This window comes from Arthrobacter sp. SRS-W-1-2016 (assembly GCF_002009585.1).
Classification (GTDB): Bacteria; Actinomycetota; Actinomycetes; order Actinomycetales; family Micrococcaceae; genus Arthrobacter; species Arthrobacter bambusae_A.
The window spans coordinates 55,746-70,397 of sequence record NZ_MTPV01000010.1 but is presented as its reverse complement, the minus strand read 5'-3'; the positions used below and the strand labels follow the sequence as shown (position 1 = coordinate 70,397).

Sequence of the window (14,652 nt, the reverse complement as noted above, 5' to 3'; positions counted from 1 at the left end):
CCCCCCCCCCCCCCCCCCCCCCCCCCCCCCCCCCCCCCCCCCCCCCCCCCCCCCCCCCCCCCCCCCCCCCCCCCCCAGGACCGGGTGTCTTGCGTAAAGACTTAGCCGTGGAGCGGCTTTCCTGCCAGCGCGAGGTGGACTTCGCCCATGGCCTCGTTCTGAGTCGGGTGTGCGTGGATGAACTGGGCCACGTCCTCAGGGTGTGCTTCCCAGTTGACGATGAGCTGTGCTTCGCCGATCTGTTCGCCCATGCGGGAACCGATCATGTGGATACCGACCACCGGGCCGTCTTTCTGGCGGACCACCTTCACGATGCCGCCCGTGCCCAGGATTGAGCTCTTGCCGTTGCCTGCCAGGTTGTATTCCTGGGTCTGGACCTGGTCCTCGCCGAACTTCTCTTTGGCACCCTTTTCGGTGTAGCCAACGGTGGCGATTTCAGGCTCGCAGTAGGTGACCTTCGGGATGTTCACGTCTTCGACGACTACCGGGTTGAGGCCGGCGATCTCTTCGGCGACGAAGATGCCCTGCTGGTACCCGCGGTGCGCCAGTTGGACGCCGGGGACGATGTCGCCGACGGCGTAGACGTTGCCAACGCCGGTGTGCAGGCGTTCGTTGGTGATGACGAAGCCGCGGTCGATGGTGACGCCTGCTTCTTCGTAGCCGAGGTTGGCGGTGACGGGGCCACGGCCAACGGCAACCAGGAGGAGATCGGCTTCGAAGGTCTGGCCGTCCACCAGCGTCACCTTCACGCCATTGTCGTCCTGCTCGACGCCCTGGAAGAAGACGCCGGTGCTGAACTTGATGCCGCGCTTCTTGAAGGCGCGCTCAAGGTTCTTGACGATGGCGGTGTCTTCGTTGGGAACGAGGGAGGGGAGGCCTTCAACGATCGTGACGTCGACGCCGAAGGACTTCCACACGGAAGCGAATTCGACGCCGATGACGCCGCCGCCGAGGACGATGACGCTCTTGGGGATGTAGTCCATGGTCAGCGCTTCATCGGAGGTGATGACGCGGCCGCCGATTTCCAGGCCGGGCAAGGAGCGGGAGTAGGAACCCGTGGCCAGGACGATGTTCTTGCCCTTGTAGGCGGTGCCGTCTACGACGACGGTGTCGGTGCCCTGCAGCTTTCCTTCGCCTTCGATGACCGTGATGCCCTTGGACTTGATGAGTCCCTGCAGGCCCTTGAACTTACCGGCGACGATTCCGTCCTTGTAGGCGTTCACGGCCGTGATGTCGATGCTGTCCAACGTGACGTTGACGCCGTACTTGGCGGAGTCCCGTGCGTGGTCGGCCAGTTCCGCCGAGTGCAGCAGGGCCTTGGTGGGGATACACCCGTTGTGCAGGCAGGTGCCGCCGAGCTTTCCCTTCTCGACGAGACCAACGGTGAAACCAAGCTGAACGGCACGCAGAGCCGTGGCGTAGCCGCCGCTGCCGCCACCGAGTACCAGGATGTCGAATTCTTGCGCAGTTGCCTGATCGGCCACTAGGACGCTCCCTCGCGTGAGCGATGACACGCGACTACGCGTCATCTGGTCTTGGAACTTGTACTGCCGCGATTATGCCAGCACCGAAGTTCTCTTGCATTTGTGACTACCGTGGTTCACCTTAGCGAACCACTTATCCATGCTCCACCCTGCCGAGGCTTTTGTGGGGCGCTTGTGGCCAGACTCACGTCGGGCCGTGGGGCCGGTCATCAACCGGCCCCACTGGGGGATCTGCTTAGGCCGCCAGCACGTCTTCGACGTAGGCGAGCAGCGTCCTGACGGTGCAGCCGGTGCCTTGCTTGGGCGTGTAGCCGTAGGGGCTGCCGTTGTTGAAGGACGGCCCGGCGATGTCGACGTGTGCCCAGGGGATCTGCTTGCCCTCGGCGTCCTTGCCGACGAACTCGCGCAGGAACACGGCCGCGGTCATCATCCCGCCGTGGCGTTCGCCGATGTTGGCGATGTCAGCCACCTGCGACTCGAGGCTGGCCCGCAGTTCTTCCGGCAGCGGCATCGGCCAGACGAGTTCTCCGGCGCGGTCTGCCGCGGACTTGAGGGCGCCCGTGACGGCGTCGGAACCCATGACACCGGCGGTGCGGTTGCCGAGGGCGATCAGCTGGGCGCCCGTCAGGGTCGCGACGTCGATGATGGCGTCGGGCTGTTCGAGGCTGGCCGCGACGATTCCGTCCGCCATGACGAGGCGTCCCTCGGCGTCGGTGTTGAGGACCTCGACTGTCTTGCCGCCGTACACGGTGAGGACGTCCGCCGGGCGCTGTGCAGCGCCTGAGGGCATGTTCTCCGCGATGCAGAGCCACGCGGTCACCTTGACGGGCAACCCGAGTCCCGCGACGGCAAGGACAGTGTTAAGTACGACGGCGGCGCCCGCCATGTCGCTCTTCATGTCGCCCATGCCGAGGGCCGGCTTGATGGAAATGCCGCCCGTGTCAAAGGTGATGCCCTTGCCGACAAGCGCGATCTTCTTGGTGGCCTTGGCCGGGGCATACTCAACCTTGACGAGGCGGGGCTGGCGGGTCGAACCCTTTCCGACGCCCAGGATTCCGCCGAAGCCGTCCTTTTCGAGGCGCTTTTCGTCCCAAACGGTGACCTTGACGGGCAGTCCCTTGGACAGTTCCTTGGCAGCTTCGGCAAAGGACTCCGGGTAAAGGTGGCTCGGAGGCTCGTTCACCAAGGTGCGGGTGTTGTTGACCGCGCGTCCGACGAGCAACGCCCGATCGAGCGCGGGCTGGACGTCCTTGCCGTCGAACGCCGTGTGGATCAGGACCTTGCCGACTGGATCCTTGAGGCCGTCCTTGCTGGAACGGTGCTCGGTGTAGGAGTAGGAACCCAGCACGGCGCCCTCGGCGACTGCCGCGATGTCGGCGAGGGACGCCGTCGGGAGGGCAAGCGTGACGGATGACAAGCCGGCCAGTTGGCGGACTGCGGATCCTGCAGCCCGGCGCAGGGTTTCCTCGGGGAGAAGGGCGTGGTCGGCGACCTTGCCGACACCTGCCAGGACGAGGACGCCCGAACCGGTCTCCGGAAGACCCGGCAGACGGTGTACCTGATCGGCTGCTCCCGTGATGCCGAGGAGGCCCAATGAAGCCGCGAGGGTCTCCGCGGCCTTCGCCCCCAGCGGGTTGCCGAGCAGTACCGGCCCGTCTTCCCCCTGCCCGACGGCTATCACGAGTGCGTCGCTGGGCGACTTCTTCAGGTCCTTGGCAATAGTGCCAAGGGTGATGTCTGTAGTCTTCACCACGAGGATTTGTCCTCATCTCTCTCTGCATGGCTTGGCCGGGCTGCATGTTAGGCGCCCGGCCCTGGTACCCCGTCGGTTGTCCGCTTGCGACAACGTCGGTGGTTGCTTGGGTCCGCACACGGCGGCACGTCTCGATCGTAGTCTGTCTGCCGCGCGGGAAAGCAATTAAATGAGAGTTGCGGCACATTGGCCGACAGGAATGCGCGGCCGCTCCGGGGTGTTATACCAATACATGGAGCGTGGCCGGCCGCCGAAGCGTCTGCTGCGGCGCGCAGCCGCCTGCTCCTCCAAGAAGCAGCCGCCTGCTCCTCCAAGAATTTGAAACTGCGAAAGGAACATGCCGTGTTTGAACGGATTTCCGGCTCACTCCTTGACCCCGAGTCGCTCTACGCGAGCAACATCGAGCTCTTCCACAGCCCGGATACGAGGGGCCTCAACATGCTGATGGGCTTCACGGGTTTCGCGGATGCCGGCCACGTGGTCCAGCAGATCAACAGGGAACTGCTGGATACGCTCGACGCCGAAACGGTAGCCGTGTTCGACGCCGACCAGCTCATCGACTACCGCACGCGGCGCCCCCACATCAGCTTCGTCGAAGACCACCTGGAGGACTACAAGGCCCCGCAGCTGGCGCTTTACAAGCTGAATGACGGCTTGGGCGAGCCGTTCCTGCTGCTCGCCGGTTTTGAACCGGACCTTCAGTGGGAGCGTTTCGCGCGCGCCGTCGTCGGGATCGTGGAAAAGCTGGACGTCAACCTGGTGACCTGGATCCATTCCATTCCCATGCCGGTTCCACACACCCGGCCGGTCGGCGTCACGGTGCACGGGAACCGCCCGGAACTCATCGAAGGCATTTCCACGTGGAAGCCGACTGTCGAGGTTCCTTCGGCCATTGGCCACATCCTGGAATTGCGGCTGAGCGAGGCCGGGCGGCAAGTGGCCGGGTACGTCATCCACGTGCCGCACTACCTCGCGGATGCCGAGTACCCTCCTGCAGCGGTTGCGGGACTCGAATACCTGGGAGCTGCCACGTCCCTCATGCTGCCGACGGACCGCCTTCGCGAAGCCGGCAGGGAAGTGGGCAGGCAGATCGCCGAACAAGTGGAAGCATCCGAGGACGTCCAGCAGGTGGTTTCGAAGCTGGAGTCCCGCTATGACGACAAGGCGGAGGGCACGGTCCGCCGTTCCCTGCTCGCCGACGAGAACGACGAACTCCCCAACGCCGAGGACCTGGGAGCGGCGGTTGAGGCGTATCTCGCGCGTAAAGATGCGCGCCCATAAAGCAGCTTTAATGCCGCCCCGGGCATAATGGAAGGGTGAACGCACCCCGCGCCTGGCTCATTTGGACGATCGGGGTGCTTGCCTACCTCGTGGCAGTCGCCCAGCGCACATCCTTTGGTGTGTCCGGACTGGAGGCCACCGAACGGTTCCATGCCAGCGCAGCCGCCATTTCCTTCTTCACGGTGCTTCAGCTGCTGGTCTACGCAGGCCTCCAGATACCGGTGGGACTCCTGGTTGACCGCTTCGGCTCGCGCGCCATGATTGCCAGCGGTGCCGTGCTCATGGGCCTCGGCCAACTCCAGTTGGCTTATGCCGACGCTGTTCCGGCGGGCGTGCTTGGCCGGGTCCTCGTCGGCGCCGGCGATGCGATGACCTTCGTCTCCGTGATCCGCCTCGTGCCGATCTGGTTCGCGCCCGCAAGGGTTCCGCTCGTCACCCAGCTGACGGGAATGTCGGGCCAGCTCGGCCAGCTCATTAGCGTGGTGCCGTTCGCCCTGGTCCTTCATTCGGCCGGCTGGAATACGGCATTCCTGGCGTTGAGCTCCCTGTCCGCGCTCGCCGTCGTGCTCGTGCTGGCCTTGCTCAGGGATGTTCCGCCGGGCCACCCGCCCCGGGAGAGCGGCCAAGGGCTGCGTGCCACAGGAGTGACCTTGGCCCGTGCGTGGAAGCAGCCGGGGACACGCTTGGGCCTCTGGTGCCACTTCACTGTCCAATTCAGCGGAAACGTCTTCGCCATGTCCTGGGGTTATCCGTTCCTGGTGTCGGCGCAGGGGCTGAACGCAGCCACCGTGTCCGCCTTGATGGGGCTCTTCGTCGTCACGAGCATTCTCGTGGGGCCGTTGTTCGGGACCTTCGTGGCCCGGCACCCGATGCGGCGCTCGGCCATGGTCCTCCTGATCACGGCGGCGATCGCGCTTGCCTGGGCCGCGGTCCTGTTGCTGCCTGGCAGGGCGCCCCTCTGGTTGCTCGCCTTGCTGGTGGTCGCCCTGGCCATCGGTGGACCCGGGTCCATGATCGGCTTTGATTTCGCCCGGACCTTCAATCCTTCCCACAGGATCGGCACTGCCACGGGCATCGTCAACGTGGGCGGGTTCGTTGCCGCGCTCCTGACGATCTACTTGGTGGGGGTCATCCTCGACGTTCTCCATACCAGCGGTTTCTCGGGCGGGGAGCTGTACGGCCTGGCGTCCTTCCGCATCGCCTTGAGCGTCCAGTTCCTGTTCCTCCTGGTGGGTACGGTCCTGATCCTCATGACCCGTCGCAAGGTGCGCCGCCAGATGGCGGCCCAGGGCGTACACGTCCCGCCGCTCCTCGTGTCGTTGGCGAACCAGCGGCGCCGCCGCGTGGAGTTGCGCCGCGAAAGGCTCGCGAAGCAGAAGAGCCCGACGCCATAGCCTGCTCCGCGGTGTTCCTCCACAGGCATCCGTGGACACCTTTGTCCACATAGGGCAATTGAAGTCTGCCGGCGCCCACTCCTGCCGCCGATGCTGGATTCATGACGGCAGACAAGCGTGTGACCATTTCCCGGCCGGAGGACATCCTCGGCTTCATTCCGCACGCTTTGGGGCTCTGGCCGAAGGAGAGCCTCGTGGCCATCACGCTGCGCGGGCAGACGCTTGGCGCAACCCTCCGCGTCGACCTTCCGACTGGGGGATCCGAACGGGTGCTTGCCGAGTACTCACGGAGGATCGGGGAGTATCTGGAAGCGGACCATGAGGCCGACGGCGCGCTGTTGGCAATCTTCAGCGACGAGGGTTGGGACGCCGGTGGCGCCGTGCCGCATGGCCTGCCGCTGCTGGAAGCCCTGGAACCCGTCCTGGCCCGCACTGGCTTGGCGTTGCGGGATGCCTGGTTCATTGGTTCCGAGTTCTGGCGAAGCGCATTCTGTGCCGACCGGGAGTGCTGTCCTCTTCCCGGGCGTCCCGTGGACCAGATCCGGGATAGCCGGCTCAACGCGGAAATGGTGTTCAGGGGGAGCAGCGTCAGGGAATCGCCCGGGCTGTTGGGCCCTGGGGACCAGCCTGTCCGTGATCCGGAGTTCATGCGCGCGGAAGCCGCCACGCTTGAGGAGCTGCTGCGCCGCTGGCGGAGCAGGAAGGCATTCGAAGAAATGCTGGAGGTGTGGACGGGAGTCCTGGATTCCGGCGGTCCAGAGGAATTCGACGGAGAGGCTGCGGCGTTCCTCCGGGCGAGCCTGCGGGTTCCTGCATGGCGCGACGCGGTGGTGGTGCTGGCGGCTGCGGGGAAGTCCGTCGCGTGCGACGGTGCCGAGGCCTTTCACTTCTTTGGGCATGAAGACGATGAAGGGGATGGCCTCGTCATTCCGCAAGGGCTATGCTCCCCGGCACCGGTGGCTGCCAAGTCCACTGAGGCCACGGATGTCAATGCCTTGCGCTATGGAGACGTGCTCTTGGGCCTCTACCCGGAGACCCCCGATTGGAGCCGCGTGGCGAGCCTGGACCGGGTTCTCGCGATGCTCTCCCGGCACGGTGGTGGGGAGGCGCGGGCCGCAACGCTCACGATCCGGGGGTGGATTCAGTGGTGCCGGGGGAGCGGCTCCTTCGCGGCCGAGCTCCTTTCGGAGGCGGACGCCGAACATCGGGGCTATCGGCTCGCTGAACTGCTCGCCGAGGTGGTGAAGCGAGGGACAGTGTGCGGCTGGGCCAAAAGCAAGTCGTCGGCGTGGCGGAAGTTCGGTGGAGCGGCGGCATGACGCCAAACCCCAGGGGACTCCAGGCGCGCCATTGAGGCAAATCCGCAGGGACGTAATTGTCTGCACGGTTGCCGGTTTCGACCCCCGGAACTCAAAACCGTGAGACAATGGTTGCCGAGACCCGGTTGGGTCCGTGTTTCAAGTGCCGTAAACGTCCCCTGAACTCTAGGGAACATTATGGCGCCGTCGGGAGTTTTACCTAAAGACTCTGCAGTCGGCGATGGCACTTGATGTTGATCACGGACTTGACAGGGTCATAGTGGTGTTGCCCCCATGGTGATTCCACAGACCGCCGCTAGAAAGGTTTTCTGTGACCCCGTCTTCCGCCGAGAAGGAACCCGCCGCCCTGGCCGAACTGTCCGCCGAAGAAAAGAAGGCGGCTACAGCTGCGAAGCGCGCGGCAACGCGTGCTGCCAATGCTTCGACTGCAGGTGCAGAGAAGCCGGCACCCAAGAAGCGCGGGCCCAAGCCCGGCGCCAAGGCCGCTGCCGAAGCAGCCAACAAGTCCGCCGGCGCCGACGAGGACTCCGAAGAAGCCGAGGATTTTGACGCCGTCGTTCCCGACGAAGCAGAGCTCACGGAGGAAGTCGAAGAAGGCGAAGAGGGCAAGAAGCCAGCGACGACCGGTTCCGGCTTTGTCTACTCGGATGCCGACGACGACGATGCGCCTGTCCAGCAGGTCATGTCCGCCGGTGCCACGGCCGACCCCGTCAAGGACTATTTGAAGCAGATCGGCAAGGTTGCCCTGCTGAACGCAGAGCAGGAAGTCGACCTTGCGCTCCGCATTGAAGCCGGCCTCTTCGCCGAAGAGAAGATCAATGCCGACGACGGCTCCATGGACCCGAAGCTCAAGCGTGAGCTCGAGTTCATCATCCACGACGGCAAGAGGGCCAAGAACCACCTCCTTGAAGCCAACCTGCGCCTCGTGGTCTCCCTGGCCAAGCGCTACACCGGCCGCGGCATGCTGTTCCTGGACCTCATCCAGGAGGGCAACCTGGGCCTGATCCGCGCAGTGGAGAAGTTCGACTACACCAAGGGCTTCAAATTCTCCACGTACGCCACGTGGTGGATCCGCCAGGCCATCACCCGTGCCATGGCTGACCAAGCACGCACTATCCGCATTCCGGTGCACATGGTGGAAGTCATTAACAAGCTTGCACGCGTTCAGCGCCAGATGCTCCAGGACCTTGGACGCGAACCTACGCCTGAGGAACTTGCCCTCGAGCTGGACATGACTCCCGAGAAGGTTGTTGAAGTCCAGAAGTACGGCCGCGAGCCCATCTCGCTGCACACCCCGCTCGGCGAAGACGGCGACTCCGAATTCGGTGACCTCATCGAGGACTCCGAAGCCGTCGTCCCGGCGGACGCGGTGAGCTTCACCCTCCTGCAGGAGCAGCTGCACTCGGTGCTCGATACCTTGTCCGAGCGTGAAGCAGGGGTCGTCGCCATGCGATTCGGCCTTACCGACGGCCAGCCGAAGACTTTAGACGAAATCGGCAAGGTCTACGGAGTCACCCGCGAACGCATCCGTCAGATCGAATCGAAGACGATGTCCAAGCTGCGCCACCCCTCGCGGTCTCAGGTTCTGCGCGACTACCTTGACTAAAGCAACGGACGCCCTGGCCTAAGCGGCACGGCCCGTCAAGAAGTGGACTCCCGGATTCCCGGGGGTCCACTTCTTGCATTCAGGGACTGTTCCGTTCGAGTGCTTGGCCGAGGATGCGGGCACCTTCCGGGAACGCCGAGGGGTTGGGCCCGGCGTAGTTGAGGCGGATGAACGGTCCCGCCGGTTCGGCCGGAAACCACTCGTTACCGACTGCGATCATGACTCCGGCACTCTCGCAGTCACGCGTCAGGCCCTCGAGGTCCGTGCCGTCGGGAAGCCGTGCCCAGAGATTCAGTCCTCCCTTGGGGACGATGCTGAGGTGGGCCTGGGGGGCGTGCTCGCGCAGGCTTGAGACAAGCAGGTCCCGGCGTGACTGGAGCTGATGGCGGAGGCTGCGCAGATGGGTCTGCCAGGCCGGTTGGGTGACGACGTCGAGTGCCGCGGCCTGCAGCAATCCGCTGACGTACATCGACTCGGCCGCGCGGTCTGCAAGGATGCGTTCGCGGGCAGGGCCTCGCGCGATGACGGCGGCAACGCGGATGGCGGGTGAAACGCTCTTCGTGAGGGAGCGCAGATAGACCACGTGGCCGGAGTCGTCACGTGCGGCGAGGGGCGCCGGCGTCGACGTGATGCCGAAATCGTGCGCCCAGTCGTCCTCAACGAGGAACGCGCCGTACTGCCGGACGACGTCCAGGACCTCTTCGCCCCGCCGGGTGGACCATTGTGCCCCGGTGGGATTGGCATAGTTTGGTTGGGCATAGAACAACCGTGCGCCGGTCTCCTCGAAGGCTCTGGCCAATTCTTCGGGGTCCGGCCCATCGGCTCCGCTGGGCACCGGGACGATGCGGACTCCGGCCTGGGTCGCGGCCAGGATGGCTCCCCAGTAGCTCGGGGATTCCATGAGCAGCGGCTGCCCGTGGCCGACCAAGGCAGTGAAGATGGAGCTGAGGCCGCCCTGGCTTCCCGGCAGCACGATGACGTCGCTCGCTGTCGGCGGGGTGAGTCCTGCCGGCGTTGCGGTGCCGAGTTCGTGCGCGAACCAGGACTGCAACTCCGGAAGCCCCGCAGCGGGTGGTCTGGACAAGGCAGCATCGCCGCGGGACGCCCGGGCGAGGGCGGCCCGCACGAGCCGCTCCGGCAGGAGTTCCCGGTCCGGGTATCCGGAGTGGAAGGCAATAGTTGCGTTCGACGTGTCCCGCATCGTGGTGGAGGCTGAGCGCGGAGGCGCTTGCGGTGCGCGCAGAGCCGCAGTTTGCCAACCGTAATCCGAGGGGCGTGCTGTCCGGACCGCCCGCACGAAGGTGCCGACGCCCGGCCGGCTCTCGATCAAGCCCTGTGACGTGAGCGCTTGCAAGGCTTTCTGCACCGTCACAGGGCTGGCCTGGTAGTCGGCAACCAGTGACCGGGTGGACGGCAGCCGGGATCCCGGCGCGGCCCCGGCGATCCATTCCCGCAGTCGCATCGCAATCCTTGAACTGCTATCGTTGTTCATGAGAGACAATAGTAGCGCTACTAGGATAATTCGTCCAGTGGTACTGTCCCGTCCGGCAATGGGCCTTTGGTGGGGCCTCCTGGGAGTAGCGGCGTTCTCGTTCACTGTTCCCTTCACCCGGGTGGCGGTTGGTGGCCTGTCGCCCTTGTTCATCGGCTCCGGCCGTGCCGTCGTCGCGGCGATACTCGCGGCGTTCGCCCTCTTGCTCACCAGGCAGCGGCTTCCTCGAGGCAGGCAATGGGCGCGCCTGGCCGTGGTCGCCGCCGGGATTGTTGTCGGATTCCCCTTGCTCACCTCGTTCGCACTCACGACGGCGCCGGCCAGCCACGGCGCCGTCGTCATCGCCCTCTTGCCGGCAGCAACGGCAACCGCCGCAGTACTCCGCGGACGCGAGCATCCGCCCGCCGTCTTCTGGCTGGTGACAGCCGTAGGGGCTGTTGCGGCCATTGTTTTCGCTTTCGCACAGTCAGGCGGGCTCGGGCAGCTGAACTGGGCGGATGTGCTGCTCCTCGGAGCTGTCGTTGCTGCGGCCATCGGCTACGCGGAAGGCGGCTTGCTCGCCCGCGAACTCGGCGCATGGCAGACCGTATCCTGGGCGCTTGTCCTGGCATTGCCGTTGATGGCCGGCCTGGCTGCCCTCTCCATGGCCCAGCAGCCGCCGTCAGCCTCACCGGGCCAGTGGGCCGCTTTTGCATATCTCGGAGTCGTCAGCATGTTCTTCGGCTTCTTCGCCTGGTATCGGGGCCTCGCCATCGGGCCCATGGCCAAAGTCAGCCAAGTACAACTCATCCAGCCGGTGCTGAGCATTTGCTGGGCAGGGCTGCTGCTGGGCGAATCCCTGGGCTGGACGACGATTGCGGGTGGGCTGGCCGTCATCGTCTGCGCCGGCGTCGCCGTCCGGGTCCGGCTCAATCCGCGGCCGGAACAGAATCGCTGAAGACCAACAGAACAGATCGCCCGTCCCAAGAGAGGAAGAATAGAACCATGTACATCCCCGCGCATTTCGACGCCGGTCCCGACGTCATCCACGAGCTCCTGACGCGGCCGAACGCGGCGAACCTTGTCACCGTGACAACGCAGGGCCTGCTCGCGACCTTCCTGCCGCTCATCTACGATCCCTCGATCGGCGAACACGGAGCGCTCCACGGCCACCTTGCCCGGACCAATCCGCAATGGTCCGAGGCGGTGATCGGGGAATCACTCGTCATCATCCAGGGCGCGGACGCCTACATCTCGCCATCCTGGTACGCCTCCAAGGAGGAGCATGGACGCGTCGTCCCGACGTGGAACTACTCCACTGCGCACGTCTACGGCAAGCTTGCCGTCCACGATGATGCGACGTGGCTCGCGAACCATGTCAGGCAGTTGACCGACCTAAACGAAGCCGGTTTCGAGCGGCCGTGGTCCGTCGACGACGCGCCGGAGCGGTACATCTCCGGCCAGCTGCGCGCCATTGTCGGCGTCGAACTGGTCATCACCCGCATCGAAGCGAAGGCCAAACTGAGCCAGAACCGGCCAGACATGGACGTCGACGGGGTCGTGGCCGGGCTTGATGCGCAAGGGCGCACGGAGATCGCGGCCGACGTCACCCGGGCGAGGCAGGAAAGACAACGCCGGGATGCGGGCCGCGCCTAGGCAGAGGAGTCTTCGGTTAACGCAACAGCCCCCTCCATTCGGAGGGGGCTGTTGTCTCTGTGAAATTATGTCCACCGGGCGGCCTCTCAGGGCCAGCCATCGGGGCTAGTCGGCGAGGACGGGTTCCTTCTCCTGAAGGCGGCCGGTCTCGTCATGCCAGTCGGAAGTCATCGGCCGCAGCGTGGCCTCTACTGCACGTGCGTGGTGGCCGCAGAAGAGCAGCTCACCGCCGGAGGACTCGAGTACAACGCGGACATATGCCTGGGCCCCGCAACGGTCGCACCGGTCGAGTGCATTGAGTGTGCGGTCTGCAACTGCTGTTGTCATGTTCGGCCTCCTTAGTAGTTCTGTGTATCCATATAACCAGCATTCGAAGCAAAACCATGGCAAGGATGGGTCACGTTCGCTGTCCGCGTATCACATGTGCGTAACACCGGGAAGTGGCGTCCAGCACGATTGGGAGTGGCAGCTCTCGTCATGGCTCCGGGCCAGCTAGCCTAGGAGGAGTGTTTTTTGCCTCTGTTACACCCCCGAAGGAGCGCCCCGCCCGTGGCACCGAGTTCTGAATACAACGCCCGGCACCTTTCAGTTTTGGAAGGCCTGGAGGCGGTCCGCAAGCGTCCGGGCATGTACATCGGCTCCACCGATTCACGCGGCCTCATGCACTGCTTGTGGGAGATCATTGACAACTCGGTGGACGAAGCGCTGGCGGGCTTCGGGCACGACATCCAGATCATCCTGCACGCGGACAATTCGGTGGAAATCCACGACGACGGCCGTGGGATCCCGGTGGACCTGGAGCCCAAGACCGGGCTCACCGGCGTCGAAGTGGTCTTCACCAAACTGCACGCGGGCGGAAAGTTCGGCGGCGGCTCCTACACGGCGTCCGGCGGCCTGCACGGCGTTGGCGCGTCCGTGGTGAACGCGCTCTCCGCCCGTCTTGACGTGCAGGTGGACCGCGGAAGCAAGACGTACCAGATGTCGTTCCGCCGGGGCGAGCCTGGACGGTTCAAGGACACCGGCTCGAAGCCGAGCCCGACGTCGGTCTTCGAACCGTTCGTCGAGAACTCGGTGCTCGACGTCGTGGGCAAGGCCAAACGGGGTGTCACCGGCACCCGCATCCGCTACTGGGCGGACCGGCAGATCTTCACTCCGGACGCGAAGTTCGCCTACGAGGATCTTGCAGCCCGCGCCCGCCAAACGTCCTTCCTGGTTCCGGGACTCAAGCTCACTGTCCGCGACGAGCGCCGGCTCCCCGGCACCCCCGGCGAAAACGGACCGCACCAGGAGGTGTTCCACCACGACGGCGGCATTTCCGAGTTCGTCGACTTCCTCGCCGCGGATTCGGGCGTCACGGATATTTGGCGGCTCCATGGCGCGGGCAAGTTCAAGGAGACCGTTCCGGTCCTCGACGAAAACGGGCACAGCAAGATCGCCGAAGTGGAACGCGACTGTGAAGTGGACATCGCGCTGCGCTGGGGGATCGGCTACGAAACCACCATGCGGAGCTTCGTCAACATCATCGCCACGCCCAAGGGCGGCACGCACCAGGCAGGCTTCGAGCAGGCACTCCTGAAGACGTTCCGCAAGGCCGTCGAAACGAACGCGCGCAAGCTCAAAGCGGGCAACGACAAGATCGAGAAGGACGACGTCCTGGCCGGCCTCACCGCGGTGCTGACGGTCCGCTTGGCGGAGCCGCAATTCGAGGGCCAGACCAAGGAAATCCTGGGCACTTCGGCCGTCAGGGCCATTGTTGCCAAGGTGGTCGAGGACGAGATCACGGGGCGCCTGACCTCGGCGAACCGCAACGACAAAGCCCAGTCCGCGCTGCTGCTCGAGAAGATCGTCAGCGAGATGAAATCCCGCATCTCAGCCCGTGTCCACAAGGAAACGCAGCGCCGGAAGAACGCGCTGGAAACGTCGTCGATGCCCACCAAGCTGGCGGATTGCCGCACGGACGACGTCGGACGCTCCGAGCTCTTCATCGTGGAAGGCGACTCCGCCCTTGGCACCGCCAAGCTGGCGCGCTCTTCGGACTTCCAGGCGCTGCTGCCGATCCGTGGCAAGATCCTGAACGTGCAGAAAGCCTCGGTGGGGGACATGCTCTCCAACGCGGAGTGCGCAGCCCTCATCCAGGTGGTGGGTGCCGGTTCGGGCCGGAGCTTCGACATCGACGCTGCGCGTTACGGCAAGGTGATCCTCATGACCGATGCGGACGTCGACGGCGCGCATATCCGTACGCTGCTGCTCACCCTGTTCTTCCGATACATGCGTCCGATGATCGATGAGGGCCGCGTATACGCGGCCGTCCCGCCGCTGCACCGCGTGGAAGTCATCAACGCCGGCCAGAAAGCCAACGAGATGATCTACACGTACTCGGAGGCCGAACTGCACGTCCTGCTGGCCAGGCTCGCCAAGGAAGGCAAACGCTACAAGGAGCCGATCCAGCGCTACAAGGGCCTGGGCGAGATGGACGCCGAGCAGCTCGCCGAGACAACCATGGATCCGCGCCACCGTACCCTCCGCAAAGTGGGAATCGAGAACGCCAAGATGGCGGAGGATACTTTCGACCTGCTGATGGGATCGGACGTCGCCCCGCGCAAGGACTTCATCATCGCCGGCGCGGCGGACCTGGACCGGGAGCGCATCGACGCCTGATCCGGCGGGCCTACCTAGGCCGGCAGACCT

Annotated in this window: 11 protein-coding genes; 7 read left to right on the top strand and 4 right to left on the bottom strand. The window is 65.0% G+C overall.

The genetic code is table 11. The annotated features are described in order from the left end of the window. Window positions 1-101 precede the first annotated feature (101 nt). Window positions 102-1,484 (bottom strand): dihydrolipoyl dehydrogenase, encoded by a 1,383-nt coding sequence (gene lpdA, locus BMF89_RS02680; RefSeq protein WP_078105532.1) that lies wholly within the window; start codon window positions 1,482-1,484, stop codon window positions 102-104. Between the two features lie 235 nt (window positions 1,485-1,719). Next, window positions 1,720-3,237 carry a leucyl aminopeptidase gene (locus BMF89_RS02675; RefSeq protein WP_078105531.1) on the bottom strand — a complete coding sequence of 506 codons (1,518 nt, stop codon included), beginning with the start codon at window positions 3,235-3,237 and terminating at the stop codon, window positions 1,720-1,722. Window positions 3,238-3,579: 342 nt separating this feature from the next. Between BMF89_RS02675 and BMF89_RS02670 the strand changes: the two genes are divergently transcribed. From BMF89_RS02670 to BMF89_RS02655, 4 genes are all read left to right on the top strand, one after another. Next, window positions 3,580-4,518, top strand: a complete 939-nt coding sequence (locus tag BMF89_RS02670) for a PAC2 family protein (RefSeq protein WP_078105530.1) — start codon at window positions 3,580-3,582, stop codon at window positions 4,516-4,518. A gap of 35 nt (window positions 4,519-4,553) precedes the next feature. Next, a complete protein-coding gene (locus BMF89_RS02665; protein WP_078105529.1) occupies window positions 4,554-5,912 on the top strand; it encodes an MFS transporter in 1,359 nt (452 codons plus the stop codon). Between the two features lie 101 nt (window positions 5,913-6,013). Continuing rightward, the gene (locus BMF89_RS02660; RefSeq protein WP_078105528.1) at window positions 6,014-7,231 is read left to right on the top strand and encodes a DUF4192 domain-containing protein; all 1,218 of its coding nucleotides are present in this window, start codon (window positions 6,014-6,016) and stop codon (window positions 7,229-7,231) included. 310 nt (window positions 7,232-7,541) lie between these two features. After that, window positions 7,542-8,837, top strand: coding sequence for an RNA polymerase sigma factor (locus tag BMF89_RS02655; protein WP_078105527.1), 1,296 nt, complete (start codon window positions 7,542-7,544; stop codon window positions 8,835-8,837). 79 nt (window positions 8,838-8,916) lie between these two features. Here BMF89_RS02655 and BMF89_RS02650 read toward each other — a convergent pair whose 3' ends face one another. Beyond that, a complete protein-coding gene (locus tag BMF89_RS02650) occupies window positions 8,917-10,329 on the bottom strand; it encodes a PLP-dependent aminotransferase family protein (protein WP_078105526.1) in 1,413 nt (470 codons plus the stop codon). Between BMF89_RS02650 and BMF89_RS02645 the strand changes: the two genes are divergently transcribed. Further along, on the top strand, window positions 10,328-11,266 hold the full coding sequence (locus tag BMF89_RS02645) for a DMT family transporter (protein WP_078105525.1): 939 nt from the start codon (window positions 10,328-10,330) through the stop codon (window positions 11,264-11,266). The genes BMF89_RS02650 and BMF89_RS02645 overlap by 2 nt on opposite strands. Window positions 11,267-11,313: 47 nt before the next feature. Continuing rightward, on the top strand, window positions 11,314-11,964 hold the full coding sequence (locus tag BMF89_RS02640; protein ID WP_078105524.1) for an FMN-binding negative transcriptional regulator: 651 nt from the start codon (window positions 11,314-11,316) through the stop codon (window positions 11,962-11,964). A 105-nt stretch (window positions 11,965-12,069) separates the two neighbouring features. On the opposite strand, the gene BMF89_RS02635 is transcribed toward BMF89_RS02640, so the two are convergent. After that, window positions 12,070-12,291, bottom strand: a complete 222-nt coding sequence (locus BMF89_RS02635; protein WP_078105523.1) for a hypothetical protein — start codon at window positions 12,289-12,291, stop codon at window positions 12,070-12,072. 222 nt (window positions 12,292-12,513) lie between these two features. On the opposite strand from BMF89_RS02635, the gene BMF89_RS02630 reads away from it, so the two are divergent. Further along, complete coding sequence (locus BMF89_RS02630) at window positions 12,514-14,622, top strand: DNA topoisomerase IV subunit B (RefSeq protein ID WP_078105522.1); 2,109 nt, start codon at window positions 12,514-12,516, stop codon at window positions 14,620-14,622. The last annotated feature ends 30 nt before the right edge of the window (window positions 14,623-14,652 follow it).

Excerpts from the sequence above, each read along its gene's own strand:
- BMF89_RS02660 (WP_078105528.1), top strand. The coding sequence starts at position 6,014 with ATGACGGCAGACAAGCGTGTGACCATTTCCCGGCCGGAGGACATCCTC.
- BMF89_RS02645 (WP_078105525.1), top strand. The coding sequence starts at position 10,328 with ATGAGAGACAATAGTAGCGCTACTAGGATAATTCGTCCAGTGGTACTG.
- BMF89_RS02650 (WP_078105526.1), bottom strand. The coding sequence starts at position 10,329 with ATGAACAACGATAGCAGTTCAAGGATTGCGATGCGACTGCGGGAATGG.
- BMF89_RS02640 (WP_078105524.1), top strand. The coding sequence starts at position 11,314 with ATGTACATCCCCGCGCATTTCGACGCCGGTCCCGACGTCATCCACGAG.
- BMF89_RS02635 (WP_078105523.1), bottom strand. The coding sequence starts at position 12,291 with ATGACAACAGCAGTTGCAGACCGCACACTCAATGCACTCGACCGGTGC.